The 25,457-nt window shown below is 71.6% G+C and carries 27 protein-coding genes; 6 read left to right on the top strand and 21 right to left on the bottom strand.

Annotated features, from left to right (window positions below; translation table 11 throughout):
- Positions 1 to 3 precede the first annotated feature (3 nt).
- The 12 genes from HH311_RS18060 to HH311_RS18115 form a co-directional block, all read right to left on the bottom strand.
- Positions 4 to 621 (bottom strand): cytochrome c oxidase subunit 3, encoded by a 618-nt coding sequence (locus tag HH311_RS18060; protein ID WP_169185069.1) that lies wholly within the window; start codon positions 619 to 621, stop codon positions 4 to 6.
- Complete coding sequence (locus HH311_RS18065; RefSeq protein ID WP_169185070.1) at positions 618 to 1,433, bottom strand: hypothetical protein; 816 nt, start codon at positions 1,431 to 1,433, stop codon at positions 618 to 620. The genes HH311_RS18060 and HH311_RS18065 overlap by 4 nt, the downstream gene beginning before the upstream one ends.
- Positions 1,430 to 3,007 carry an NAD(P)/FAD-dependent oxidoreductase gene (locus HH311_RS18070; RefSeq protein ID WP_211190428.1) on the bottom strand — a complete coding sequence of 526 codons (1,578 nt, stop codon included), beginning with the start codon at positions 3,005 to 3,007 and terminating at the stop codon, positions 1,430 to 1,432. Before HH311_RS18070 ends, HH311_RS18065 begins: the two co-directional genes overlap by 4 nt.
- A 31-nt stretch (positions 3,008 to 3,038) precedes the next feature.
- Positions 3,039 to 3,866 carry a hypothetical protein gene (locus tag HH311_RS18075; RefSeq protein ID WP_169185072.1) on the bottom strand — a complete coding sequence of 276 codons (828 nt, stop codon included), beginning with the start codon at positions 3,864 to 3,866 and terminating at the stop codon, positions 3,039 to 3,041.
- Positions 3,867 to 3,895: 29 nt separating this feature from the next.
- A complete protein-coding gene (locus tag HH311_RS18080) occupies positions 3,896 to 5,254 on the bottom strand; it encodes an NAD(P)/FAD-dependent oxidoreductase (protein WP_169185073.1) in 1,359 nt (452 codons plus the stop codon).
- A 14-nt stretch (positions 5,255 to 5,268) separates the two neighbouring features.
- Positions 5,269 to 6,360, bottom strand: a complete 1,092-nt coding sequence (locus HH311_RS18085; RefSeq protein WP_169185074.1) for a spirocyclase AveC family protein — start codon at positions 6,358 to 6,360, stop codon at positions 5,269 to 5,271.
- 257 nt (positions 6,361 to 6,617) lie between these two features.
- Positions 6,618 to 7,274, bottom strand: a complete 657-nt coding sequence (locus HH311_RS18090; RefSeq protein WP_169185075.1) for a TetR/AcrR family transcriptional regulator — start codon at positions 7,272 to 7,274, stop codon at positions 6,618 to 6,620.
- A gap of 43 nt (positions 7,275 to 7,317) precedes the next feature.
- Positions 7,318 to 8,133 (bottom strand): CbbQ/NirQ/NorQ/GpvN family protein, encoded by an 816-nt coding sequence (locus HH311_RS18095; RefSeq protein WP_169185076.1) that lies wholly within the window; start codon positions 8,131 to 8,133, stop codon positions 7,318 to 7,320.
- A 10-nt stretch (positions 8,134 to 8,143) separates the two neighbouring features.
- Positions 8,144 to 9,757 carry a nitric oxide reductase activation protein NorD gene (locus tag HH311_RS18100; RefSeq protein ID WP_169185077.1) on the bottom strand — a complete coding sequence of 538 codons (1,614 nt, stop codon included), beginning with the start codon at positions 9,755 to 9,757 and terminating at the stop codon, positions 8,144 to 8,146.
- Positions 9,758 to 9,870: 113 nt separating this feature from the next.
- A complete protein-coding gene (locus HH311_RS18105; protein WP_169185078.1) occupies positions 9,871 to 10,659 on the bottom strand; it encodes an enoyl-CoA hydratase-related protein in 789 nt (262 codons plus the stop codon).
- 43 nt (positions 10,660 to 10,702) lie between these two features.
- Positions 10,703 to 11,434 (bottom strand): hypothetical protein, encoded by a 732-nt coding sequence (locus tag HH311_RS18110; RefSeq protein WP_169185079.1) that lies wholly within the window; start codon positions 11,432 to 11,434, stop codon positions 10,703 to 10,705.
- Between the two features lie 57 nt (positions 11,435 to 11,491).
- Complete coding sequence (locus HH311_RS18115) at positions 11,492 to 12,292, bottom strand: crotonase/enoyl-CoA hydratase family protein (RefSeq protein WP_248292728.1); 801 nt, start codon at positions 12,290 to 12,292, stop codon at positions 11,492 to 11,494.
- Between the two features lie 82 nt (positions 12,293 to 12,374).
- On the opposite strand from HH311_RS18115, the gene HH311_RS18120 reads away from it, so the two are divergent.
- Together HH311_RS18120 and HH311_RS18125 are read left to right on the top strand one after the other, a co-directional pair.
- The gene (locus tag HH311_RS18120; RefSeq protein WP_169185081.1) at positions 12,375 to 13,136 is read left to right on the top strand and encodes an SDR family NAD(P)-dependent oxidoreductase; all 762 of its coding nucleotides are present in this window, start codon (positions 12,375 to 12,377) and stop codon (positions 13,134 to 13,136) included.
- A gap of 49 nt (positions 13,137 to 13,185) precedes the next feature.
- On the top strand, positions 13,186 to 14,565 hold the full coding sequence (locus HH311_RS18125) for an FAD-dependent oxidoreductase (RefSeq protein ID WP_169185082.1): 1,380 nt from the start codon (positions 13,186 to 13,188) through the stop codon (positions 14,563 to 14,565).
- A 93-nt stretch (positions 14,566 to 14,658) separates the two neighbouring features.
- Here HH311_RS18125 and fdxA read toward each other — a convergent pair whose 3' ends face one another.
- The 3 genes from fdxA to HH311_RS18140 form a co-directional block, all read right to left on the bottom strand.
- Positions 14,659 to 14,982 carry a ferredoxin gene (gene fdxA / locus HH311_RS18130; RefSeq protein ID WP_169185083.1) on the bottom strand — a complete coding sequence of 108 codons (324 nt, stop codon included), beginning with the start codon at positions 14,980 to 14,982 and terminating at the stop codon, positions 14,659 to 14,661.
- 83 nt (positions 14,983 to 15,065) lie between these two features.
- The gene (locus HH311_RS32735) at positions 15,066 to 15,530 is read right to left on the bottom strand and encodes an SRPBCC family protein (RefSeq protein ID WP_312030224.1); all 465 of its coding nucleotides are present in this window, start codon (positions 15,528 to 15,530) and stop codon (positions 15,066 to 15,068) included.
- Positions 15,531 to 15,652: 122 nt separating this feature from the next.
- Positions 15,653 to 16,018, bottom strand: a complete 366-nt coding sequence (locus HH311_RS18140) for a hypothetical protein (protein ID WP_169185084.1) — start codon at positions 16,016 to 16,018, stop codon at positions 15,653 to 15,655.
- Positions 16,019 to 16,820: 802 nt separating this feature from the next.
- Here HH311_RS18140 and HH311_RS18145 point away from each other — a divergent pair.
- Positions 16,821 to 17,039 carry a hypothetical protein gene (locus tag HH311_RS18145; RefSeq protein WP_169185085.1) on the top strand — a complete coding sequence of 73 codons (219 nt, stop codon included), beginning with the start codon at positions 16,821 to 16,823 and terminating at the stop codon, positions 17,037 to 17,039.
- A gap of 437 nt (positions 17,040 to 17,476) precedes the next feature.
- Here the strand turns inward: HH311_RS18145 and HH311_RS18150 are convergent, their stop codons facing one another.
- The 3 genes from HH311_RS18150 to HH311_RS18160 all read right to left on the bottom strand — a co-directional run bounded on the left by HH311_RS18150 (position 17,477) and on the right by HH311_RS18160 (position 19,516).
- Positions 17,477 to 17,617, bottom strand: a complete 141-nt coding sequence (locus HH311_RS18150; RefSeq protein WP_211190430.1) for an enoyl-CoA hydratase/isomerase family protein — start codon at positions 17,615 to 17,617, stop codon at positions 17,477 to 17,479.
- A gap of 69 nt (positions 17,618 to 17,686) precedes the next feature.
- Complete coding sequence (locus tag HH311_RS18155) at positions 17,687 to 18,169, bottom strand: general stress protein (RefSeq protein WP_169185086.1); 483 nt, start codon at positions 18,167 to 18,169, stop codon at positions 17,687 to 17,689.
- 108 nt (positions 18,170 to 18,277) lie between these two features.
- Positions 18,278 to 19,516, bottom strand: a complete 1,239-nt coding sequence (locus HH311_RS18160) for a cytochrome P450 (protein WP_169185087.1) — start codon at positions 19,514 to 19,516, stop codon at positions 18,278 to 18,280.
- A 162-nt stretch (positions 19,517 to 19,678) separates the two neighbouring features.
- Here HH311_RS18160 and HH311_RS33390 point away from each other — a divergent pair, with 162 nt between their 5' ends.
- Together HH311_RS33390 and HH311_RS18170 are read left to right on the top strand one after the other, a co-directional pair.
- The gene (locus tag HH311_RS33390; protein WP_169185088.1) at positions 19,679 to 20,845 is read left to right on the top strand and encodes a cytochrome P450; all 1,167 of its coding nucleotides are present in this window, start codon (positions 19,679 to 19,681) and stop codon (positions 20,843 to 20,845) included.
- 73 nt (positions 20,846 to 20,918) lie between these two features.
- A complete protein-coding gene (locus HH311_RS18170; protein ID WP_169185089.1) occupies positions 20,919 to 22,106 on the top strand; it encodes a TetR/AcrR family transcriptional regulator in 1,188 nt (395 codons plus the stop codon).
- Position 22,107: 1 nt separating this feature from the next.
- Here the strand turns inward: HH311_RS18170 and HH311_RS18175 are convergent, their stop codons facing one another.
- Positions 22,108 to 22,887, bottom strand: coding sequence for an intradiol ring-cleavage dioxygenase (locus HH311_RS18175; protein ID WP_169185090.1), 780 nt, complete (start codon positions 22,885 to 22,887; stop codon positions 22,108 to 22,110).
- 81 nt (positions 22,888 to 22,968) lie between these two features.
- Here HH311_RS18175 and HH311_RS18180 point away from each other — a divergent pair, with 81 nt between their 5' ends.
- Positions 22,969 to 23,748 carry an HpcH/HpaI aldolase/citrate lyase family protein gene (locus tag HH311_RS18180; protein ID WP_169185091.1) on the top strand — a complete coding sequence of 260 codons (780 nt, stop codon included), beginning with the start codon at positions 22,969 to 22,971 and terminating at the stop codon, positions 23,746 to 23,748.
- Here the strand turns inward: HH311_RS18180 and HH311_RS18185 are convergent.
- Together HH311_RS18185 and HH311_RS18190 are read right to left on the bottom strand one after the other, a co-directional pair.
- Complete coding sequence (locus tag HH311_RS18185) at positions 23,733 to 24,521, bottom strand: hypothetical protein (RefSeq protein ID WP_169185092.1); 789 nt, start codon at positions 24,519 to 24,521, stop codon at positions 23,733 to 23,735. The two genes, HH311_RS18180 and HH311_RS18185, sit on opposite strands and share 16 nt — an antisense overlap.
- Positions 24,518 to 25,396 carry an alpha/beta fold hydrolase gene (locus tag HH311_RS18190; RefSeq protein ID WP_169185093.1) on the bottom strand — a complete coding sequence of 293 codons (879 nt, stop codon included), beginning with the start codon at positions 25,394 to 25,396 and terminating at the stop codon, positions 24,518 to 24,520. Before HH311_RS18190 ends, HH311_RS18185 begins: the two co-directional genes overlap by 4 nt.
- Positions 25,397 to 25,457: the final 61 nt, after the last annotated feature.

Raw genomic sequence — 25,457 nt, forward strand, 5'->3', positions numbered from 1 at the left:
AGCTCACCTCACCAGGTAGATCAGGGGGAACAGCACGATCCAGAGGAAATCGACCATGTGCCAGAAGCAGGCTCCGCCCTCGAGGTAGGCGAACCGCTGCGCGCTGAGCGCCGGCTTGCGCGCCTGGAGGAAGCACCAACCGAGGACGCCCATGCCGATCAGGAGGTGGAAGAAGTGCATCCCGGTCAGTGCGTAGTAGTACACCCAGAACTCGTTCGTCTGGACGACCTGACCGGCGGCGATGTGTCCGCCCCACTCGATCACCTTGCTGATCGCGAAACCGAGGCCGCACGCGAGGCCTCCCGCGAACGCGATCGGGCCCAGTGGTCTGAGTCCCGCCCGGACCGCCCGGACGCCGATGACCACGAAGAGGGAACTGGCCAGCAGCAGGAGGGTGTCGACCGCCCCGAAACCGACCGCCAGCTGCTGCTGGCCGACCGAATAGAGGTCGGGGTGTTGGCTGTGGGAGTACAGCCAGATCACGAACAGGAAGGTGAAGGCGACCGTCTCCCCGCCGATGAACACCCAGATCCCGGCTTCGCCCGGTATCCGGGGCCGTGCCGGGTCCGGCATCGCGGGCCGTGCGGACTCGACCCCCCGTGACGTCTCGACCGTGCTCATGACTGCGCCAGCGGCGTCAGCACCGCGTCCTCCGGCTCGTCGTGCTGCAGCGTCTCCCCGGTGTGGCCGAGGTCCAGCGCGGTCACCTCACGCTCCTCGTGCGAGATCGCCCGCAACAGCAGGACGATCGTCACGATGAACCAGCAGAGATAGATGGTGAGGGGGAGGTACCACGCCATCAGACCGTTCCAGGCGAATGCCCCGATCTTGAAGAACGGTATCCATCCGGCGGGGAACCACATGATCGATATCCAGATGTTCAGGTATCCGTACCACCGCGGGAAAATGGTCTCCTCGCGGTGGTCCCGGAGCACGCAGACACCGAGGCAGGCCACCTGCACGCACGCCGAACTGATGATTCCCAGGAACATCAGCCACGACATGTCGTTGAGCATCTGGACCAGCTTCGGGTCCCACTCGTCCAGCCGGTAGAGCGCCGTCTGCCAGATCGCGAAGGGCAGGAGGAACTCGACGCACAACAGCCCGCCCGAAACGAGCGACGCGTTGGCCAGCACCGACCGAGGCCCCTCGATGCGGCGCATCTGGGTGGCGATCACCGAGCTGAACGGCACGAGGAGGGAACAGGAGAACAGGCTGATGACGAGGCCGAGCCGGATCGCGTTGGTGTCCTCGCCGAACTTCGCGACGAGTTGCTGGGCCGACATCGCCGGGCTCGGCGGTGGGACGAACCGACAGAGGAACACGAACGCGAGCAGCCAGGTGAAGATCATCACGGGTCCGGCCCAGACGCACAGCCGTTGCGCACGGGTGTTCAACCGGTTCTTCACGGTCGCATCGACCGGGTTCGTCACCGCGCCACCTCGTGCTTCATCGCCTCGCGGGCCGCATTGCGGCCGCACCATCCGTTGACCGTCCCGCCCGGGTGGGAGCCGGCGCCGGCGAGGTAGAGCCCCTCGACCGGCGTCGTGTACCGCCCCAACCCTCGCGCCGGCCGATTGGCGCCCAGGCGCATCGGGGTCATGTCGACGTGGAAGTAGCACCCACGAGGAGTCCCGAAGTAGTCCTCGAAGTCCTGGGGGCTGTGGACGACCCGGCCGATCTCGGCGTCGAGGCCGTCGAGGAACCGTTCCGCCGACTTCACGATGGACTGCGTGTAGGTGTCCTTCTGGCTCTCCCACCCCCCGGGCAGGTCGACCGGCACGTTCGAGTGCAGGTAGAGGACGTCCTGCCCCTCCGGCGCGATGGTCGGGTCCGCCGCGGACAGGACGGCCATGTAGACCGGCGGCGGCTCGACCGGTTCGCCACGCTTGAGGGCCTTGAGCTGGGCCATGTGGTCCTCGAGCGTGCCGGTCATGAACGTGGTCTTCCGGATGTCCACGTCGTCGTGCCGCCGTGCCTCCGCCTTGGGGTAGGTGACCGGTCCGCCCACCGCGACGTCGATCTTGAACGCCGCGGTGTTCACCGAGTTGGCAGGGATCATGTCGACGAGGTTGCGCGTGTTGCGGTCCAGGACGCCGGGTTCCAGGAGGCGCCCCAGCGCGATCTGCGGCGCGCAGTTGGCGAGGACACCCTCACGCGCCCGGATCCGCGTCCCGTCCTCCAGCTCCACCCCGGTGGCCCGCGCGCCCTCGACGGTGATGCGCCGGACGCGGGAGTTCAGTCGGATCTCCCCGCCGTGGCTCGCGATCTTCGAGGCGAAGGCCCGCATCAGTCCGGACATGCCGCCCCGCGGACGGAGGACACCGCGCTTGCGGTGGACCGCGTGGTAGGCCATCAGGTAGACCCCGGTGCCCTCGGCGTCGGCCGGGCCGATCATCGAGGTCCAGTAGCCCCACAGCCCGCGCACGGCGTCGGACTCGAACGTCTCGGAGATCATCTCGAAGACGTTCAGGGTGAGCATCTTCGTCAGCAGGGCCCGGGTCTTCCGGTCCGGGGCCATCTTCATCAGGATCTTCGCCCAGTCCAGCCTGCTCGTCGCCGAGGGATGCTGCGGCACGAGCCGGTCGACGACGTCCATGATCAGGTCGAGGACCGGACGGATGTCCTCGTAGGTCCGGGCGTCGCGCGGGGAGAAGCGGCGGATCTCCTCGAGGGCCCGGTCGAAGCGGTGGAAGAGCAGGAGGGTCTCGCCGTCCTCGTCCATCCAGCCGTAGGGCGCTTCGAGCGGGACGGGGTCGTACCCGTGGGAGCGCAGGCCCAACTCCTCCGTCAGCGGGGTCTGCGCCATGAGCATGTCGTCCATGGCCCCGACCGACAGCAGGTGCCCGGGGGCCTCGGGCACCCAGGGCAGGCTGGCGGACAGCCCTCCGACGTGCGGGAGCTGGTCGACCAGCAGGACCGAACGACCCTGTTCTCCGAGGGTGCACCCGGCGGACAGGCCGTTGTGGCCGGCGCCGACGATGACGTAGTCCCAGGACTCGCTCACGGCGTCCCTCCTCTCGTGGTGACGTTGCCGCTCAGACGCCCTGGACCTCGCGCGCCGGCGTCGGCGACACGGGCTCCTCCACGGCGGGGTCATCGGTCGGCCGAGCACCGCGGAGACCGATGCGGAACAGCAGGTCGATGAGGTACAGGCCGACGACGATGCTGACGGCACCTCCGATCCAGCGGACCGGGGTCGGGACGTCGGCGTTCTGCGTGCCGAAGTACGGCATGGCCGCGACCCAGGAGGCCATGTAGGCCGCCCAGGGCACCATAAGCAGCAGCAGCATGCGGGGGCCGGAGAAGAACGACCACCCGCGGACGATGACCACGCTCGCCAGCAGCGAACCGAGGCTGTTGATCACCAGCCAGTTCAGCGGGAACCCGCCGACCTCGAACGGCTGATCGCCGTAGTAGGTGTACAGGTGCGACGCCAGCGTGGGCATCTCGATGAGGACGTCGACGACCATCACCCCGAGCAGGCTGAGCCACATGGTGCGCCGCGTGACCCCGGCACGGAGCAGGAGGACGTCGACGAAGGTCAGCGCGCCGAAGAACAACGCATAGGCCAGGCACACCCACAGCGGGATGGGCCGGTCGAACATCGTGTAGACCGTCCACCCGTCCACCGGGAAGAAGCAGAACCCCAGGATGTCGACCGGCGATTCGTTGAGGCAGCACACGAAGCCGCCGGCGATCACCAGGACGCCGACGGGGCTACCGGTGCGCCGCCAGTACACGAGGGCCCCCACGAGGGAGACCACGACGAGCGCGCCGACGATGATCGTCATCACCAGCTGCACGGTCGGCGGGGTGGTCATGTCCCACGGCGGGGTGGGCAGGGTCGGGGTGAAGGTCGACATCTCGGCTCCTCGGCGAGCGGATCGGCGGGCTAGGCGGGCCGGGTCCGGGACGTGAGACGACGACTCTGCGCGGCATCGCTGAGCCGCTTGGCCGCGCCCAGACCGCTCACCAGGCCGCCGTTGAGGCCGGGGATGCGGTCGCTGTCGCTCGCGAACTGCACCCGGGCGAAGCGGTCGAGCCGCTTGTTGTAGTCGGAGATGCGACCGAACTTGCCCCGGTCGATCGTCGGGACCGAGCGCTGCCAGCGGACGACGACGCTCTCCTCGAGCGTCGAGGGCACCTTCGGGTGGTACCGCGACGCGCGGTCGACGGCGTAGTCGAGCACGTCGTCGTCGGAGAGGTGCTCGCTGCGCTCGAGGTACTCGTGGGAGAGGAGCACCGTGAGCAGGCCCTTGTGGTCGGGAGCGCGGTTGGGCGCCTTGTTGTGGTCGGCGATGACCGCGATGACGTCCGGGTCCTCGACCGGGGGGACGAGGTAGTAGGTCGCGGGGTCCTTCGGGCGCTCCGACAGGCCCAGGCAGATGCTGCCGAGCTTGCGGTAGCTCACCGACTGGTAGAACTCGCGGGTGTTGGTGTCCATCTGCGGGTAGATGTCCATCGCGGGCTCGACCGGGGTGGCGATCACGCAGGTGTCGAAGTGCTCGGTCTGCTGCTGACCGCCCGCGGTGAAGGTGACCTCGACGTCGGACCCGTTGTCCGTGACGTTGGTGACCTCGTGCTCCAGGCGGGTCTTCACGTAGGTCGCGAGGTGGTTCGGAAGGCCGACGACTCCCGAGGTCAGGTTGTAGATGTTCTGCACCAGCATGTTCCGGACGCTCCACACCATGAGCGACACGGAGGTGTCGGCGTCGTCGGCGACCCAGGTCCCGCTGACCAGGGGCCTGCCGACGTACTGCAGCAGCTCCTCGTTCAGTTCGCGGCGGCACCACTCGCGCACCGTCTCGTTGTCGATGTCCTGGAGATCGTCGTAGCTGTCGTAACCCAGGCTCTTGCGGTGCTTGACCACCTGCAGCCCGATCTTGATGGCGAGGAGCTTGGCCTTCGGCGAGAGGTAGGGCGTCGTCAGGACCGTCCGCAGGGGCCTCGTGTAGTCGAAGTAGTACGGCTTCCCGTTCCGGATCGCCGCACCCGTCGCGGTCCACTCCGCGAGCTCGTGCTCGAGCCCGACCTCCTTGACCAGCTCGATGGCCTCGCGATAGGTCCCGAGGTAGGCCGAGGTCCCGAGGTCCATCAGGAAGTCGCCCTTCCAGATGCTCCAGATACGGCCCCCGACGCGGTCGTTGACCTCGAACAGCGTGGTCTCGAACCCTTCCTGCTGGAGCCGGTAGGCCGCGCTCGTGCCGGCGATGCCTGCGCCGATGACGGCTGCGGTGCGTGTCTGCGACATGACGACGACCTCCTCTAGTGCGGGCTGACGATGCGATTGGTGGGCGAGGACTCCCGGGCGATGGGGAGCCTCGGGTCCGGGCAGTCGTACGCGGTCTTGGGACCGCAGACCCCGCCGTTGCGGTAGTCCCGGTCGATGAGCGGCTGGGGCATCGGCCCGGAGTGCAGGGAGTAGAACCCGTACGGGATGTTGAAGGCCAGCAGGATGCACAGCTGGCAGGCGCCGGCGATCGCCGCGAAGCGGGCGAGGGTGCGGACACCCTCACTCTTGATCTTCAGCTTGTCGATCCCCCGCTCCGGCCAGGACCGCCCCTGGTCGTCACGGAAGAAGTGCAGGCAGGACAACAGGATGAAGGTGCCCGGCCAGCTCAGCGGCTCGTAGAGCGGGAACTGGTGGTCGGTGCCCGCGAAGAGAGTCAGCTCCGGAATGGTCGCCGAATAGCTGATCAGCCCGGTCCGCGTCATGATCAGTTCGACGATGACGTCGCCGACGATCATCACGAGATACGTCTGGGCGATGAGCCGGAACCGGCTCCGGGTCGGGTCCTTGCGCCGCTGGTATCCCATGTACCGCGAGCCCAGGTAGCCCGACATCGCGCACATCCACAGGTAGGCCGTGAAGTACACCATCGGCACCGGGATGAGCTGCGCGTTCGGCGAGCTCCACCCCGGGATGAAGTTCAGCCAGCTACCGAAGTTGACGAACGTCGTCGCGTACTGGAACTGGTAGGTGACCCAGTTGATCCACGGTTCTTGGAAGAACATCAGCCAGCCGCCGAGGAAGAAGAGTCCGTCGAAGGACATCTTCCCCGTGCGAATCTTCGGCCGGGCGACGAAGTGCCACAGGATCCACCCGGTCACGCCGATGCCGAAGACGACCTCGACACAGCGGACGGTGATGACGTACCAGGCCGGCTCTTCCCCCCGACCGAGGGTGTTCGGGGTGAAATTGCCACTGACGACCCATGCCGTCCAGCAGTAGGCGATGAGCGCGAGCCAGGCGACACCGTGGAGGATCCACAGCCTCGCCCGCGTCTTCTCGGCCTCCTCGGGCGAGGGACCCGAGCCCACCTCCGGCAGTGACCCGAGTCTCTCCGTCGTGCCCATGTCCCGGGAACGTACAGCATCGATCTGTTCACAGACAGATAGTTCACGAACCTCACGTCCGTCGAGTACTCGAGCAACCGGCGTCGCCCACGGCGGGCGTCGTTCGGCATCGTCGCAGCTCAGGACGGGGTTCCGAGCTCACGACCGTGCCGACCGGGGCGGGGCCACCACGAGCACTACTCGATCGGTCCAGCGTGCCGTCACCGCCCGGCGATGCGAACGGTCGTTCCGAAACTGATCCGACCTGGCCGGTGAGGTCAGCCGCCGCCGGTGGCCGGCGAGGTCCCCGTGGAGGCGCTGTAGTCCTTGATCGCGCGGTCGCGCCACGCGCGCAACGCCCCCGCGAAGTCGTACTTCTCCCGGTAGAGGACCGACCGGAAGCACAGACCGATGGCGTAGGAGACGAACTGCTCCGCTTCCCGGTCCGCGTCCATGTCCTCACGGACCGACCCGTCGTACTGGCCGGCGCGCAGATGGTCCCGCAGTTCGGACTGGTAGACCTCGATGAGTTCCTCGAACCAGGGAGCGAAGCCGCGCAGCGCGACCGGTGTCTCGAACGTGAGGGCGATCATCGCGCGGATGAGCTCCGGCTCTGCCTCGACCGAGGTGGTGAGATCGTCGAGGACCCCGAGGACCCGGTCGAGCCCCCGGCCTCGTCGCTCCCGCCGCGCTGCCGGGAGCAGGCGCCGCCCGAACTCGGCCTCGAAGAGCGACCGGAGCAGTTCCTCCTTCGTGCCGTAGCGGTCACGGACCATGTTCCGACTGAAGCCCGCCCGCGAGCCGATCTCGGCCGCCGTGGTCTGGTGGTAGCCCTTCTCGCCGAAGAGCTGGATCGCCGCGGTGATCAGCGCGAGCGTCGACTCCTCGACACGCTCGTGGTTCGGCTTCGACGGCCGGCTCCCGGGCGCTGCCACGGCCCGATGGTACGCGGGCCGGTCCCGGCTCCGGGCATCACGATCATCGGCGGGCAGCCACGTCCGTGCCGTCGTAGGTACGGATCATCCGCAGCAGCCCGTCGCGGATGACGGCGTCGTCGGTCAGCGGTCCGGCGATCGCTGAGAGAGCGGCCTCCTCGAAGCCCAGACCGGCCCGGACCAGGGTGGCCGCGGCCACCAGCGTCCGGGTCGAGGCGACCTCGCGCAGCCCGCCCTCCGCGATCCCCCGGATCGCTCCGGCGAGGCGCACCAGGTCGTCCGCGACGTCGTCACCGACCCCGGCCTCCTCACGGACGATCGCCCGCTCGATCTCCGGTGCCGGGAAGCCCAGCTCGATGGAGACGAGGCGCTGCCGCGTCGAGGGCTTGAGGTCCTTGAGCACGCTCTGGTATCCGGGGTTGAAGGAGACGACGAGGCCGAAGCCCTCGGCGGCGCGCAGCGTCGTGCCGCCGAGCCGTTCGATGCTCAGCTCACGCCGGTGGTCGGCCAGCGAGTGGATCGCGACCACCGCGTCCTGCCGGGCCTCGACGACCTCGTCGAGATAACAGATCCCGCCCTCCCGCACGGCCCTGGTCAGCGGGCCGTCCACCCAGACCGTGTCGCCGCCCTGGAGAACGTAGCGCCCGAGGAGATCGCTGGCAGTCATGTCCTCGTGACACGACACGGTGAACACCGCGACCCCGAGTCGGTGGGCCATGTGCTCGACGAGGCGGGTCTTGCCGCTGCCCGTGGGTCCCTTCAGCATCACCGGGAGACGGGACTCGTGGGCCGCGCGGAAGATCTCCACCTCTCGGCCGACGGGCTGGTAGTACGGGACGCCGCCCGCCGGGGTGACCATGCCGGCGAGCCTACGGACGAGAGGGACCTCCCGTCCCGTGACGGCTCGCGGCGGCCTCTCGCAGCGCCTGCCGGAACATCGCGGTGACGTGTCCCACGAGCTGATCCGGCCGCTCCAGCTCCCGGTGCGCCACATGTCCCCACACGTGGTCGATGACGTCGGGGCGCGTCGAGCTGCGCACGCTGACACAGGCGCAGCCCACGCCGACGGCGACCGCTTCCCGGAAAGCCCGCCGACAATCGTCCCGGGCGTAGCGGTCCTCGTACCCGTCGTCGTAGGGCAGCCCGTCGCCGACCACGACGAGCAGCGTGTTCACGGTTCCGGCGGCAGTGGCGAGCAGCCGGGAACCGTGCCGGACGCCGGCGCCGAGGCGCGTGAACCCACCGGGCTCCAGCCGCGCCAACCGGCGTCGGGCGGCACGGTCGAACGGCGCATGGAAGTCCTTCACCCGGAGGAACTGGCTGGCCCCTCGGCCCCACGAGCGGAAGCCGTAGCAGGCCGCGCGGTCTCCCACCTCGGTGAAAGCGGACGTCAGCCGGGCGGCGACCTCGCGCTGCGCCTCGAACACCGACGGGCCACCGCCGTGGTCGGACTCTCCCGTGGAGCCGCTGGCGTCGAGGAGGACCAGCACCCCGAGGTCATGGCCGGTCGGCCGCCGCGTCTCGTACACCCGGTTCTCCGTCGAGGTCCCGGTCCGTCGGTCGATCGCGAGGTCGATCAGGGCGGTCACGTCCAGGGTGTCGCCGTCGGGAAGTCGACGGTGGCGCTCCGGTACGACGCCCAGGCGTGCGATCTCCCGCAGGAGGCGCTCGTCGCGGGGGTACTCGAGGGCCGTGTCGTGCTCGACGGGCGCCGGGTCGTGCTCCGTGACCGTGCACCAGTCGCGACGGTACCGACCGACGTCGCCGTCCCATTCGGGATACCGGTGCGTGCTCGGCGGGCTCGACTCGGTCGTCGCACCCACCGGCCGGCCTCCGCTCCTGCCGAGCTCGCGGGCCCGGCGTGGGGCCCGTCGCCCGACCGGCAGCTCCTCCCCACCGCGGGCAGCAGTGTCGTCACGCCCCGTCGAGGTGCCGAGGAGCGACCGCAGGAGACGGGACAGCGCCGTGTCACCTCCCTCTCCGCCGAGGCCGGCGAAGACGCTGCTCTCCTCCCCGTCCTCGTCGGATGCGTCGACGTCCTCCGCCGGCCGTCCGTCGTCCCGGACGTCGCCCGGCGAGGTCTCCCACGTGCCCCGGGCGTGGGCCAGGAGGGTGCCCGGCCGGATCGTGCCGAGCCATTCCGGTGCCCGCGCGACCGCTCGCCGGTGTTTCCGTGCCCGGTCGACCGATTCCCGTGGACTCCCGGTCGTCGGGCCGTCGTGGAGGGCCCGGAGGCGTTGCGTGAGACGACGCGGCAGCCGGTCTCCGAGGACTTCCGCGGCCCTGGCGGCCTCGAGCGTGAGGTACCGGGCGCGGAGGTCGGGGCGGGTGCCGAGGCGGACGACGATGCCCGGGGTGAGGCTCCCCAGGCGGAGCAGGCAGGCCTGGACGACGACGGGGTCGACCGCCGCCTCCGGGTCGTGCTCCGGCACGACGATGCGCAGCCCGTCGGTGTACGCGAGGTCGACGGGGCCTCCGGACACCACGACACGCCGACCGGCCAGTGCGGCGGCGAGGAGGGTCAGGTTCCCGTACGCGTTCGTGGAGGACCGTTCCCCTGGCTCCGGCTCCGTCAGGGCGGGCGCCGGCACCACGCTCACCGCCCCCGGAACCGCGCGGGCCGCTTCTCCTTGAACGCGGCGACCCCCTCGGCGTAGTCGGCGCTGTCGGCCGCCTCCACCTGGGCCGCGATCTCGACCTCCATCTGCTCGTCGAGGGACGCGGAGCGCGAGGAGCGGAGCTGGCGCTTCACCAGCGCCTGCGCCAGCGGCCCCTGCGCCAGACGGCTCGTGAACTCGGCGACACCGGTCGCCAGCTCCGCCGCCGGGACGACGCGGTTGACCAGGCCGAGCCGGAGCGCGTCGGTCGACGACACATCCCCGCCCAGCATCATCAGCTCCGTCGCGGCCGCGTGCCCCACGAGTCGCGGGAGCAGCCATGAACCACCGGCGTCCGGCACGAGGCCGATGCGCACGAACAGGAACGCGAACCGCGCCTCCTCGGCCATCACGCGGAAGTCGCAGGCGAGGGTCAACGAGGCCGCAGCTCCCGCGGCGACGCCGTTCACCGCGGCGACGATCGGCTTGTCGAGCTCGAGCATCGCGCGCACGAGCGGGTTGTAGTGGTCGCGGAGGAGCTCTTCCGTCGTCATCACCCGCGGGCCCTGTCCGACGGCCTGCCCCGAGCTGAACGCCTTCCCTCGCCCCGTCAGCACGACGCAGCGCACCGAGTCGTCCTGCCCGGCCCGCTCGATCTGGGAGTGCAGGCCGTCGACGACGTCCGCCGTGAGACTGTTGCGGCTGTCCGGGCGGTTGATCTCGAGCGTCAGGACTCCGTCCTCGAGGCCGACGACCAACTCGTCGACGTCGGTTCCCGCAATGCTCATGCCACCCCTTCTCGTGGGCCTTCCCGGTCGGATGCCGGAGTCGTCAGACGATCGAGGCGACGGAAGGCTGGACCGCGGCCGACGTCTCCCGCGACCGTGGCAGGCGCGACACGAACCACGCCATCCCGAGTCCCCCGAGGACGCCCGCGCCGCACAACGCGATCCATCGTGGCCCCTGGAAGGCTCCTCCGAACACCGAGATCGATACCGCGCCGTAGGTGAGGATCATCCCGGTGAAGGCGATCCACTGGACCACGGACTGCCCGCTCCGGTCACCGCGCCGGACCGCCATCGCGAAGCCGGAGCCAAGGGCCCACACGGCGGTGAGCATGAACGTCATGAGGTAGAGCGGGTCAGCGAGCGTTTCCTTCGCGACGGCCCAGAGGACCAGACCCAGAACGATCGCGCCCACGACGTAGAGATTCCACGATCCGCGACTCATGGCCAGGCCGGCCTCGCGCCGTCCGTGGCGGAAGGACTGGTAGAGGAAGACGACCTCGAACGAGAACGTGACGAGCAGCCCGACCCAGAAGAGCTTCGGGAACCAGTGGTCGAGGCCGAGGAACCATGTCGGGAAGTCCGCCAGGTAGTTCAGGTCGTGCGCGAACCACAGGGTCGAGGCCAGCAGGTAGAAGGACTGGCAACGGTCACGCCGACCGCACCGTGCCCCTTCGAAGAAGAAGGTGTAGTTGCAGAGCAGGGCGACCGTCCCGAGCGCCACGACGACGACGGGATGGGCCGAGATCCGCGGCAGGATTTCCCCGACCGTGTACATGGCTGCCCATCGTGGCGACTCGGAGCCCCGCGGTCAACGATCGTTCACCGGAGCAGGTCAGCTGCCCGTCCACCGCGGAGCACGCTTCTCGGCGAAGGCCGTCGGCCCCTCGCGTGAGTCGTTGCTGGCGAAGATCACCTTGGCGGCCTCGCGGTTGATCCGCCAGACCTCCGACTCCCAGTCGGAGCCGGCCGCGTAGGTGCCGTGTACGACCCGCTTGCTCTGCTGGACCGACAGCGGCGCATTCTCGGCGATGACCCCGGCGAGCTCGAGGGCGACCTCGAGGGCCGTCCCCGCGGGGGCGACGCGGTTCACCAGTCCGAGCTCGTAGGCCCGCGCCGCACCCATCGGCGCTCCGGTCAGGATCGTCTCGAGGGCGACCTTCATCGGGATCTGGCGCTGCAGGCGGATCACCCCGCCGGCGGCCGCGAAGATGCCGCGCCTGACCTCGGGAAGCCCCAGCGAGGCGGTCTCGTCGATGACGGCGAGGTCGCACGCCAGCGCGATCTCGGTGCCGCCGCCCATGGCGTAGCCGTTGACCGCGGCCACCGTGGGCTTGTCGATCCAGTGCTGGACGATCCCGCCGAAGCCCCACTCGCGGTGGTCGCGGTCCTCGATGGACCGTCCGCGCGCCAGCTCCTTGAGGTCGGCACCGGCGCAGAACGCGCGGCCCGCGCCGGTGATGACGACCGCCCGCACCTCGGGGTCGGCCTGCGCCGCCTCGAGCGCGGCCCCCGCGGCGGCCGCGAGCTCGGCGTTGACCGCGTTGAGGGCGTCGGGGCGGTTGAGGGTCACGATCCCGACGTGGTCCCGGCGCTCGAACAGGGCCGCTGCCTCGCCGGTGTCCGCCTCGGTCAACGGGTCCTCCCTCGTCATGCGTGCCTATAACCGTTAGGTTTTGGGCAACGTAACACGCCGACGACCCGGGAGGCACTGTCCCGTGAGCCCCGACCCCCTCTTCGACCTCACCGACCGCGTCGTCGTGGTCACCGGCGCCTCCAGCGGCATCGGCGCCAGCGCCGCGCGCTGCTTCGCCGACCGCGGCGCCCGCGTCGTGCTCGCGGCCCGCCGCAAGGAGCGCCTCGACGAGCTCGCCGCCGAGCTGCCCGGCTCGGTTCCCGTCGCGTGCGACGTCGGCTACCCGGCCGAGTGCGCGAACCTCGTCGACCACACCCTCGCGACCTGCGGCCGGATCGACGTGCTGGTCAACAACGCCGGCACCCAGAACGTGACCCCGGCCGAGCACGAGACCCCGGAGGACTTCTCCTCGGTCCTCGACGTCAACCTGGGCTCGGTGTTCGCCCTCAGCACCGCGGCAGCCCGTCCGATGCTCGCGGCCGGCCAGGGCTCGATCATCACGATCGCGTCGATCTTCGGGCTCGTGGGCGCCGGCCAGATCCCCCAGGCCTCCTACGCGGCGAGCAAGGGGGCCGTGGTGAACCTGACCCGCGAGCTCGGCGCCCAGTGGGCCCGCCGCGGGGTGCGCGTCAACGCGATCGCCCCCGCCTTCTTCGCGACCGAGATGACCACCGGGCTGTTCGCGGACGAGGCCGCCGAGCGCTGGATGCGCCGCAAGACGCCGATGGGTCGGGCCGGTGAGCTCGACGAGCTGCACGGCGCCCTCGTCTACCTCGCCAGCGGGGCGTCCAGCTACGTCACCGGCACCACCCTGCCGGTCGACGGGGGCTGGACGGCCGTCTGATCGCGCAATATCTTAATATTGTAGGTAAAACCGAACCGAGGAGTGCCCGATGTCGAGCACCCGTCCGCACCACGTCGCCGTCGTCGGCTCGGGGCCTTCCGGCTTCTATGCCGCGGCCGCCCTGCTCGATGCCGACCTCGACGTCCGCGTGGACGTGCTCGACCGGCTCGCGACCCCGTGGGGCCTGGTGCGCGGTGGCGTGGCCCCCGACCACCCGAAGATCAAGTCCGTGAGCGCCCAGTACGCGAAGACGGCCGCGCGGGACGGCTTCCGCTTCTTCGGCCACGTCGAGGTCGGCGCCTGCGACGGGGAGGCCCACGAGCCCGGGTGCGGCCGGGTCGACCGCGCGGAGCTGCTCGAGCGCTACGACGCGGTGATCTACGCCGTGGGGTCGCAGACCGAGCGCCGGCTCGACATCCCCGGCGAGGACCTGCCCGGCAGCATCGCCTCGGTGGACTTCGTCGGGTGGTACAACGGCCACCCCGACCACGCCGGGCTCGAGCCCGCGCTGGACAGCGAGCGGGCCGTCGTCGTCGGGGCCGGGAACGTCGCGCTCGACGTCGCCCGGATGCTGGTCCTGCCCGTCGACGATCTCCGCGCCACCGACACCGCCGACCACGCCCTCGAGGCGCTCGCGCGCTCGTCGGTCCGGAAGGCCCTGGTCTGCGGACGTCGCGGCGCGGCGCAGGCCGCGTTCACCACCACCGAGCTGCGCGAGCTCGACAAGATCACCGGGCTCGCCGTGCGGGCGGACCCGGAGCAGGTCCCCGAGGGGATGGCCGACGACGAGTCCCTGGCCAAGGGCACCCGCCGCAACCTCGAGGCGCTGCGCCGGTGGGCCACCACGGAGCCCGATCCGCAGGCCGACCGGGAGATCGCCTTCCGATTTCTGCGCTCACCCGTCGAGATCCGTGGCGAGGACCGGGTCGAGGAGATCGTCCTCGCGGTCAACCGGCTCGAGACCGGCGACGACGGCCGGGTCCGGGCGGTCGACACCGGGGAGCGCGAGACCGTCCCGACCGGACTCGTCGTCCGCGCGGTGGGCTACCGGGGGCTGCCCCTGTCCGGGCTCCCGTTCGACGAGGCCACCGGCACCGTGCCGCACGCCGAAGGGTGCGTGGAGGGCTGTGCCCGCGAGTACGTCGCCGGGTGGATCAAGCGCGGACCCAGCGGCATCATCGGCACGAACAAGAAGGACGCCCACGAGACCGTCCGCCACGTCCTCGCCGATCTCGCCGAGCAGGAGCCGAGCGACCGGCCCTCGCTCGAGGACACCGAGAAGTGGCTGCGCGAGCGGTGCCCGGAACTGGTCGACCAGGCCGGCTGGGAGTCCATCGACGCCCACGAGTGCGGCCGCGGGGACACGGACGGCCGACCCCGGGTGAAGGTTATCGAGCGCGAGGAGTTCGTCCGCCTCGCGAGCGCCTGAGATCGGTGCGGCGGGTCCCTGTCGGGACCCGCCGGTCGCGATCGGTCAGTCGGTCGTCGATCTTTCGGTCGTCGATCTTTCGGTCGTCGGTGTTCAGTCGTCGGTCTTCGCGGCGAGGTCGCGGACGAGTTCGACGTCGGGCCGCGGCGTATCGGCGTTCGAGGCCCCGCCGGGCGACCCGAGATCGCTGAAGAAGTCCGCGTTGGCGCTGACGAAGGCCGACCACTGCTCGGGGACGTCCTCTTCGTAGAAGATCGCCTCCTGCGGGCACACCGGCTCGCAGGCACCGCAGTCGACGCACTCGTCGGGTTGGATGTACATCATCCGCTCGCCCTCGTAGAGACAGTCGACCGGACATTCCTCGATGCACGACTTGTCGAGGACGTCGACGCACGGTTCGGTCACCACATAGGTCATGACTGCCTCCTCCGTCTATAACCTAAAGACTATAGACGTCGGCTGCGGAGGAGACCATCCACCGGCCGCGCGCGGGGACCCCGTCACCCGGCCTCGGCGAGCTCCTTGAGGCGACGCAGGGTGTCCTGCATGTTCCGGCGGTTGTAGCGCCCGCGCCACGGACCGGCGAGGAGCCAGTACACCCGCAGGAACGGCGTCGGGTACAGCGCGAAGGACTCGGTCACCCGTGTGCCGTTCCCGCTGGGCTCGAACCGGTAGTGCCAATGGTTGATCCGACGCTTCCCGAGGACGACGTCGAAGCCGAACTCCCGGCCCTCCACGCAGTCGGTGACCCGACACTCCGTCCAGTAGACCGGGCCGTTCCGGTCGGTTCCGCCCCGGCGGACATGCCCCCGGAACCGATTGCCCACGGCGGGTCCGGTGGCACCGTCGAGCCACTCGGCCTCGAACGTCTCAGGACTCAGCCGTCCCGTGTTGCGCACATCCGCGACCAGATCCCACACCGTGGCGGGCGACGCCGCCACGTATTCGCTGACCTCGTCGCGCACGTGTTCTCCCTCGCCCTTCTGCCTCTCGGTCGGAGGAACAACGAGTGGACCCCCGGGAGGGCAACCCCCGAATGCTCGATGACACACCGGGGGCGACCCTGGCAGCGGACGAGGCACGACGCTCAGTGGCCGACCCGACTTTCGGAGCCGAGTTCGCGGCCGATCTCGTCCTGGGCCGGGGGCTCGAAGCATCTCCCGTGCCGGCAGGCCCACGCCGACGCGCCACCGAAGGACGCCCCACCCACCAGAGCCACCACCCCGATGCGACACACCAGGTCGATGACCGTCAGCAGGCCGAGAGCGGCGAGCACCAGGGTGACGCCTGCGACGAGGAGGACCACGCCGGTGGCTGCGAGACGCGCCGCGGACGGCTCCTCGGGGGCTCCGTCCGGGTCGGACGCGATGACCAACCGCGCGGTCAGGACGATGCCGCGGGCGGCCGCCGCGGCGACCACGGCTCCGGCCACGATGAGAAGGAAGGCCAGCACCCCGCACCCCCGCTGTCGTTCGGATCGAGAGTCGTGTCGCCTCGCCGACGAGCGGTGGCGGCGTCCGCGAGTTCCCTTTCTGGGATTCCAGTACCCAAAACTATCGAGGGTCATTCGTCGCTTCAGTCGGACGGAGTACGATCGCTCACCCGCCACCGGAGACAACGCGCGAACTCAGCCCCGACCCGAGACCGACCGGGCGTGAAGGGCCTGTTCGAGGGGCTCGGTGACCACGAGGCGGCGCCCACAACCGCTTCGAGGACCCCCGAACCGCGCCTCACGCGCGCCGGCCTGCGTGAACGATCGTTCCGACACGCGTACCCGCTCGGACTCTGAGTCGTTGCTGGTGCTGCATCCCCAACGCGTGCGCGGGCCCCCGTCCGCGCGCTCCCCCAGTGGAGGTCCGACGGTGTCCCTCTCAGCACGCTCCCGTGCCCTGACGATCGGCGTCCTCGCCGCCGCTGCCGCATCTCCGGCCACCGCGTTGGCCGCACCGGCGCCCGCCGCGCCGGCCGCCGCTCAGCCTGCCGCCGCCCAGCCCGCTGCCGCTCAGCCTGCCGCCGCTCAGCCCGCTGCCGCTCAGCCTGCTGCCGCTCAGCCTGCCGCCGCTCAGCCTGCCGCCGCCCAGCCTGCCGCCGCCCAGCCCACATATGCCCAGCCCACGTATGCCCAGCCGGCCGCCGCGCAGCCCACCTACGCGCAGCCGGCCACCGCGCAGCCCACCTATGCGCAGCCGGCCTACGCCCAGCCGGCCACCGCGCAGCCGGCTCAGACCGCCCCGGAGCAGGGCCTCATCGCCCGAATGCTCGGCGCCACCCCGTCGTCGGCGTCGCCCTCGACGACCACCCCGGCACCCACGGCGACCTCGAAGGCCGACTCGAAGGCCTCGGACGTCAAGAAGTCGGGCGAGAAGAAGGCCGACTCGGCCAAGGCCGACGCCCAGAAGGACGGCCACGCCCTCAAGGACGACGCCAAGGGCGCGCAGGGCACGAGCGGCGTCCTCAGCGGCTTCCACGTCTAGCTCCGTGACGACGCCGGTCCTCCCCAGAGGGCCGGCGTCGACATCGCGCGCTCGAGGGTCCGTGGCCCTCGACCGGCCGGGCGCGGTCGGCCTAGCGTCGTCCGCAGCCCCCCGCCTGCCGAGAATTCCTGGCTGCGCCGACCACCTCACGCTGCGGCTCGGCGACCTGTTCGCGCCCTCGAGCCCCTCCCTCGCGTCATCCTGAACTACGGCCTGCCCGCGGTGGTCCGGGTGATCATCGGGCTCGTGGTCTCCCGCCTCCTGAGCGCGCTCGTTCGTCAAGCCCGGTCGTCGCCCGTCCGCCTTCCCCCGCACGTCGCCCTGCCGCAGCCACCGGGACGCGCACGCTTCGACGTCGGGCCTCGACCGCGTGGGACGCCTGCCTGCGGCGGGAAGACGCGGCCCGCCCCGGCACTGGCTCGGTCCGGGTTCGTCGATCAGTCGGTCACCGAGTCCACGAGCCACCACTCGAGCGCCGTGGCGACGTCGAGCCCGGTCGCGGACAGCGCCGGGTAGAGCGTGCGGTGCCGCCCGATGCGCCGCGGCACCGACACCGTTCCCCCGCCGCGGCCAGGCACTCGTTCCCTCCTGCCTGGGGTCCTCGGAATGAGGTCGGCCCTTCGAGAGAGCGGCTGTCGACGCGTCGGTCAGGCCCCGACGACGGCCTCGCGGGCGTGCGCGGCGCGAGACACGCGGACGAGGACCGCGAACCGGTCGGCCAGGACCCGCCGCGGCGCTGGGCCGTCCCGGTGGCCGTCGAGGAACGAGGAGCCGACCAGCCCGAAGACCGCTCCGCCGACGGCGAAGAGCACCATCGACCACAGGAGGGCCACGGAGGGGAACACCGGCGTGAACATCGCGAACAACAGCCCCACCAGCAGCCCGGACCACAGGCCGCCCAGCGCGCCCAGGCCGGCGGCACGCGGCTTCGTCGATCGCCGCGTCTCCGCGCGCTCGACCGTGGTCAGGTCCGTGCCGACGATGCGGAGGTCCTCGGCGGGGACCCCGGCGCTCGACAGCCGGGCGACGACGTCCCTGGCCTCCTGGAGGCTCCCGTAGGTGCCGAGCTCCTCGAAGCTCTCCGTCGCGCCAGGGGTCGGTTCGGTCTCGTGGTCGGTCATCGTGGTCATGGCGTTCTCTCCTCGAACAACGGGTTGGTCCCGTTCTCGAGGGTGCTGTCACGCCGTGTGCCGTCGCTGTGACGGGGCTGGGGATGCGCCCCGGAGGACCGTGCTCGATCAGGCGTCGAGCTCCAGGCGCACCGGGAGCCGGCGGAAGGTGGCGACGAAGGTGGTCTTCGCCCGGACGACCTCGCCGTCGATCTCCAGCGAGCGGATGCGCGGGATCAGGCGCTCGAAGAAGGTGCGGAGCTCGAGCCGGGCGAGGTAGGCGCCGAGACAGAAGTGCGGGCCCGCGCCGTAGGCGAGGTGGTTCGCGGCGTCGCGACGGGTCACGTCGAACTCGTAGGGGGAGGCGAAGACCTCCTCGTCCCGGTTCGCCGAGGGGTAGGACAGCAGCAGCCAGTCCCCCGCCGCGATCCGCCGGCCGCCCAGCTCGACGTCCCGGGCCGCGGTGCGCATGAAGTGCTTGGTGGGCGTGACCCACCGGGCGATCTCCTCGATCGCGGCCGGGATCAGCGCGGGGTCGGCCTGCAGCCGCGCGAGCTGGTCGGGGTGGGACGCGAGTGCCTCGATCCCGCCCGCGAGCACGGTGCTGACCGTGTCGTGGCCGGCCGTGGCGAGCAGGACGTAGTAGGGCACGAGCTCGGGCGGCTCGAGGAGGCGGCCGTCGACGGTCGCGTTGGCGAGCGCGGAGCCGAGGTCGTCCGTCGGCTCGGCCCGCCGCCGCATGGCGAGGCCCATGAAGTACTCGCCGAACTCCTGCACGACGACGGCGATGGTGGCGTCGTTGTCGGCCCGGGCGACGTCGGTGTCCTTCGACCCGAAGAGCTCCTGGGAGAGGCGGTGGATGCGGGCGTCGTCCTCGGGTCCGATGCCCATGGCCGCGAGGATCACGCGCAGCGGGATCCCCGCCGCGACCTCGCTCGCGAACTCGATCGTCTCGCCGTTGCGGGCCGCGACGTCCGCGAGGACGCGGTCGACCGCCTGCTCGATGGCGGGCGCCTGCGCCCGCACCGCCCCGGTCCGGAACCACCGGGCGACGAGCTTGCGGTACTCGCGGTGCTCGGCCCCGTCCATGCCGACGAGGTTCCGCACGGGCGGGCCGCCGCCGTCCCGGTCCTTGCCGTCGACGAGGATCGGGTACGGCGCGTTGCGGAAGGTCGCGCCGTCGCGCTCCACCGCCGAGACGTCCCGGTGACGCAGCACCGCCCAGAAGGGCACGAACCCGGGGTCGTCGACGCGGACCACGCCCTCCTCGCGCCGCAACCGGGCGGCCTCCCGGTGCCAGCTCTCCTCGTCCGCGTAGGCCGACGGGTCGGTGAAGATGCTGAGCCGCTCGGTGGTGGTCGCACTCATCGGGTCTCCTCCCGCTGTGATGCGGGCAACTCTAGCCACTGGCTAAAGACGATGTCCACGGGCGCAGCGCTGCGGCTCGACCACTGGCCCGAGGGTCGACCCGCCGCTAACCTAGCCATCGGCTAGGGCAGCCGCCGCCGTCGGAGGAGCCGGAGGAGACCCGTGACCGTTCCCGAGCAGACCGCCTTCGAGGGACCGAGCACGACGCTCGACCTCTGGTCCGACGAGGTCCTCGCCGACCCGTTCCCGGCCTACGAGCTGATGCGACGGCTCGGGCCCGCCGTGTGGCTCGAGCAGCACGACATGGTGGCGCTGCCGCGCTACGCCGAGGTGAAGGCTGCTCTCTCGGACTGGCGGACATTCTCGTCCGGCTCGGGGGTGTGCGCCGACGCCGGGACCAACGCTGCGCTGCCACCGGGCCTGCTCTGGAGCGACCCGCCGGAGCACGACGATTTCCGACGCCGGACGGCGCGACAGCTCGCGCCCCGTCGTGTCGAGACCGAGCGCGACGAGGTGGAACGGGCCGCGCGGGCCGTGGTCGATCCACTCCTGGACCGCGGGCAGGCCGAGGTGGTGACCGAGCTCGCCCGGCCCTTCAGCAGCGCCGTGGTCGGCGACTTCGTCGGCATCGCCGAACCCGACCGCGAACACCTCGCCGAGCGGTCCGAACTGGCCTTCCAGGTGTTCGGCCCCGGCTGCCCGCGCCAGCGGGCCGGGCTCGCCGCCGTCCAGGAGGTCTTCGAGGCCACGATGGATCTCGCGGGCCGCCTGCAGCCCGGCGGCCGCGGGGCCGAGCTGGTCGCGCACGGCGAGCCCGAGAGCCTCGTCAGCTACGTCTGGCCCGGCATCGACACCACCGTCAACGCCGTCAGCGCCGCCCTGCACCTCTTCGCCGACCACCCGGACCAGTGGGCGCTGCTGCGCGAGGACCCGGCGCTCGTCGCGTCCGCGGCGGCCGAGGTACTGCGGATCCGCGGACCGGTCCGCTACTTCACGCGGTTCACGACGACGGCGACCTCCATCGGCGATGTCCCGCTCTCCCGCGGCACCCGGGTGCTGATCATGTACGGCAGCGCGAACCACGACGAGCGGCAGTTCCCGGACCCGGAGCGCTTCGACATCACCCGACGGCCGAACGCCCACCTCGCGTTCGGTCACGGCCTGCACCGATGCGCCGGAGCGAGCCTGGCCTTGCGCGAGCTGCAGACCCTGCTCGAGGTGCTCGTGCCCCGCGTCGCCGGGCTGGAACTGCTCGACGCGCCGAGCTGGTGCGACAACCTGGCCAACCACGGCCTCGCCCGGCTCCCGATGCGGTTCGTGCCCGTGTGACCTCCGTTCGTCGTGGCCCGGGCCACCAGCCCACGACGCTGTGCGGCCCGTCCGGGATGGCTAACCTTGTCCGATGACAGGGTCCCGGCCCCGTGGCAGCGAGGCGGTGTCCGAAGCCCTGGTGGACGCCGCCCGCTCCCTGCTGGCCGAGCGGTCTCCCCGCGCGATCTCCGGTCGCGAGCTCGCGGACCGGGCCGGGGTCAACTACGGCCAGATCCACCACCACTTCGGCACCAAGGACCAGCTGTTCGCCGAGGCCCTGCGCCGCAACGCCGAGGAGTTCCTGGCCGAGGAGATGGCCGGCGGCACCCGGGAGCCGGTGCCCATCGTGGTCGACCGCGCCGACGGGCTCTGGCGCACGCTGGCGCACCTCGCGCTGGACCACGCCAACGAGCGGTCGCCGGAGGACGCCGTCATGCAGCGGTTCCTGCGGTTGCGGGCCGAGGCCCTCGGCCTGCGCCGGACGCACCTCGAGGTCCGCAGCCAGGTGGCCACCGTCGTGGCGCTCCAGTTCGGCTGGGGACTCTTCGACCGGTCGATCACGTCGGGGCTGGGCGTGGCGGTCGACGCGGACGCGCTGGGCAAGGGCGTGGCCGAGCGCTCGACCCGGCTCGTGAACACCGACCTCGCGGACCGGAACGCCGAGCTGATCCGCGAGCCGCGCCGACGCCCCGGGCCCCGCCCCGAACCCCATCCGTGCCCCGCTCCGCCCGCGGGCCGGGGCCCCGACGCGGTGCGGGCCCGGCTCGTGGACGCGGCCCGGCGCCTGCTCACCGAGAAGTCGCCCCGGGCGATCGCGGGCCGCGAGCTCGCCGCTCGGGCCGGCGTGAACTACGGGCAGATCCACCACTACTTCGGCAGCGTCGACGGTGTCTTCCGCGCCGCTCTGGCGGACAGCTGGGAGCAGTACGTCCACGACCACATGACCGACGTCGATCCCGACCGGCCGGCGGCCATCGTCACCGACCCGGTCCCGGGCGTCTGGGAGACCGCCGCCCACCGGGCGCTGGATCCGGCCTGGCACGACGATGCCCCGGTCGCCACCCTGGTCCGCCGTCGCCACCTGGTGGCCGAGCAGTGGCGGGCGGACCCGGAGGAGCCCGCCGTCGTCGAGGCGGCCGCCGCCTACGCGGGCCTGCAGTACGGCTGGGGCGTCTTCGAGCGCTTCGTCGTCGGCGGGCTGGGGATCCCGGACTCGCAGGTGGCGGCGGTCCGTCGCCGCGCCCGCGAGCTGTCCCGGCTCCTCACCCTGCGTCCGTGATTCACGCCCGGTCTGCCGGGTGCGCGAAGCCGTGCCGCACCCCGAAACCGGGGGGCGGCCCGACGACCTCCGGCGGCGGGTCGTCGAGGGCGAACTCGACGGCGTCCGTCGTGACGTCGACGGCGAGCGTCGCGGTCGCGACGAGGCCGTCGCGCACCCGCTCGGTCCGCGCCCAGGCGTCGGACGGGCCACCCGCGACGCCGATGACGAAGTCGTCGTCGTTGGTGGCCGCCCGCCGGTCGGCCCGCTGCCGGTAGGGCTCCTGTGTCGCCACCCAGGCGATCACCCGCTCCGGGAAGTACAGCTGGGTGGTGTGCACGGGCCGGTCGCCGGCCCGCAGCCGCAGGTGCAGGTGCGGGGTCCGCGGGCTGTACCACCCGGGGAAGATGCTGCGGAACCGGACGACGCCGTCGGCGTCGGTCAGCTGGGTGCCGCGCAGGAAGCGGTCGTCGGTGCGCGGGTCCTGGCGGGCACCGTTGGGCAGCAGCTCGTCGGGGTCGTTGTCGTAGCCGGAGTAGACACCGAGCGCGTCGCAGTGCCAGAGGTCGACCGCCACGTCGGGCACGGGCCGGCCGTCGGCGCCGGAGACGACCCGGACGCCGAGGTCCAGGGGCACGCCGTCCTTCCCCTCGCGCACGTCGGAGCGCGTCAGCCGGTCCCCTTCGCCGCCGATGTAGTAGGGCCCCTCGATCTGCTCCACGCTGGGACCGGTCGGAGCCGCCGGGAAGCGGTCGAGCGGAATCCCGGGAGGTGCCGCCGACCGCCCGACCTCGGTTGCCATGGCTCGTTCCTCTCGCCCGCCGGTCCCGACCGGCTTACTCTAGCCGATGGCTAAGAACCACGGCGGGAAGCGAGGCGCCGCATGGACCGTCGCACCGGGTGCAGGGAGCGGCTCGCCGCCGGCGACCTGCTCGTCGGGACGTTCGTGAAGACCGCGGCGGTCGAGACGGTCGAGCTGCTCGACCGGGCGGGTCTCGACGTCCTGTGCCTCGACGCCGAGCACGCCCCGCTCGGGCGCGCCGAGGTCGCTCTCCTCGCGGCCGCCGCCCACGGTCGGGACGTCGCGTGCCTGGTGCGGGTGTCGTCGGCCGGCGAGATCGGGGCGGCCCTGGACGCGGGGGCCACCGGGGTCGTCGTCCCCCAGGTCTCGTCGGCCGACGGGGCGGCCGACGTCGTCCGCCGGGCGCACTACGGCCCCGGGGGCCGTGGCTACTCGGGCTCGACGCGCGCCACCGGCTACGGCACCGGGACCATGGCCGAGCACCTCGACGCCGCCCGGCGCCGCACCGTCGTGGTGGTCCAGGTCGAGGATCCCGACGGCGTGGCGCAGGTAAACGCCATCGTGCGGGTCGAGGGCGTCGACGCCGTCCTGCTCGGGCTGGCCGACCTCACGGTGAGCCTGGGGGCCGACGACCGGCGGGCCCCGGAGGTCGTCGAGGCCGCCGAGCGGGTCCGCCGGGCGGTCGGCGCCTCCCCCGTGGCGCTGGCCGAGGTGGTGCCCGTCGAGGGACTGGAGGCCGCCCGGGCCCGCGGCGTCGGACTGGCCCTGGTGGGGTCCGACCAGCAACTGCTGCGCTCCGGCGCCGAGGCGATCGTCGGCGCGGCCGCCGCCGTCCGGGGCGGAGGTCAGTCGGCCACGTAGTCGTCGGCGTTGGCGACCATGCCCCGGGCGATGAAGTCCGCCCGCGGCGGGCTGAACAGGTCGATCATCAGGTGCGGCCCGGCGCCGACGCCCTCGGTGGTGTGCTCGGTGCCCGCCGGGATGACGAGCAGGCTCGGCGAACCGGCCTCGAGGTGCTCGTCCGGCCGCCACCGGTCGGCGTCGGGACCCCAGGGGACGCGCAGGTGGTGGAGGTAGTCGCCCTGCAGCGCGAGGGTTCCCTGCTCGAAGTCCCGGTGGGCGTGCGGGCTGAGCGTCGACCGGTCGCGCGGCCCGTCGTACTCCACCCAGTTGATGCTCAGGGTGCTGCTCTGCACCATCCGCAGGCGACCGCCCGCACCGGTCCTCGGGAGCTCGTCCACCGCGTGCACGACGATGCGGTTCTCGGGACGACGACGCCGGTGGGGCACGGGCACCACCAGCCGCGGGTCCCGGCCCTCCCCCGGAGGCCCGGCGACGGCGTCGGGGTCGCCGCGGAGCACGACGCAGGTCCCGGCCGCGGCCCGCTGCACGACGTGCCGGCCCGGCGGCAGGATGCAGATCGACCGCCGCGGGGCCTCGCAGGTCGACGCCGACCCGCTGACGGTGGCTCCGACGTCCGGGAGCAGGACCATCGTCTCGCCGTCGGACGCGACGGTCACCGGTCCGCGGCCGCCCTCGTGCAGCGCGACCGCGAAGTGCGCGCCCCGGGCCACGGCGCCGTCGGCGAGCGTGGCGAAGGAGCGGGCCGGTGCCGTCGTGATCGCGTCCGTCATGACTTCCCCAGGTGCTCGTCCAGGAACGCCAGGTGGATCCGGTTGAAGATCTCCGGGCGCTCGAAGTAGGGCGCGTGGATGCTGTGCTCGATCAGCTCGAGACGGGCGCCCGGGATCAGCGACGTCAGTTCCCGGGCGAGGCCCAGGTCGGTCCGGTCGTCCTGCACGCCCTTCACCAGCAGCGTCGGGGCGTCGATCGAGCGGTACTCGTCGGCGGTGCACAGGCTGAGGTGGGCGGTCGCCTCCTCGTGCTGCACGGCGAGGTTCGGCGCCGCGGCGGCGATCCCGGGCTGGGAGTACACGGCGCGCCGGACGGCGACGAGGTCGTCCTCGACGGCGTCCGGGGCCACGATCAGCCCGACGGCCGCCCGCGCCCCCTCCCAGGTGCTCTCGTCGTGGTCGGCGATGTGGTTCTTGAGGATGCGGGCCGACCGGACCGGGTCGAAGCGCAGGCCGGCGGGCGAGACCAGGGTGAGGGCGTCGAGCCGGTCGGGGTGGTCCACGGCGAAGCGCGCCGCCACCCGGGAGCCGAAGCTGGTGCCGAGCACCGCGGCGCTCGTCAGCCCGACGGCGTCCATGAAGTCCGCGACCTGCCGGGCCACCATCGGAGCGTGGTAGGGCACGTCGGGCTTGTCGGAGAAGCCCATGCCGACCAGGTCGATCGCGTAGGTCCGGTAGCGCTCACCGTGCGCGGCGAGGTTGCGCACGAAGACGTCGGCGTGGCTCATGAAGCCGTGCAGGAAGATCACGGCGGGGCCGTCGCGGGGGCCGGTCCGCAGGTAGCGGGTCCGGATCGGGCCCGCCTGGACGTAGTCCTGCTCGAACGGCACGCCCAGCAGCTCCGACCACACGCTCCAGTGCGCCCGCTCGCCCATCGGCCCCGTCTCCTGCCCGTGGTGCCCGTCTTAGCCAACGGCTAGAGTAGCGACGTCCCGG

The sequence above is a fragment of the Actinomycetospora sp. TBRC 11914 genome (genome assembly GCF_012933465.1).
In the GTDB taxonomy this organism is placed as follows: domain Bacteria; phylum Actinomycetota; class Actinomycetes; order Mycobacteriales; family Pseudonocardiaceae; genus Actinomycetospora.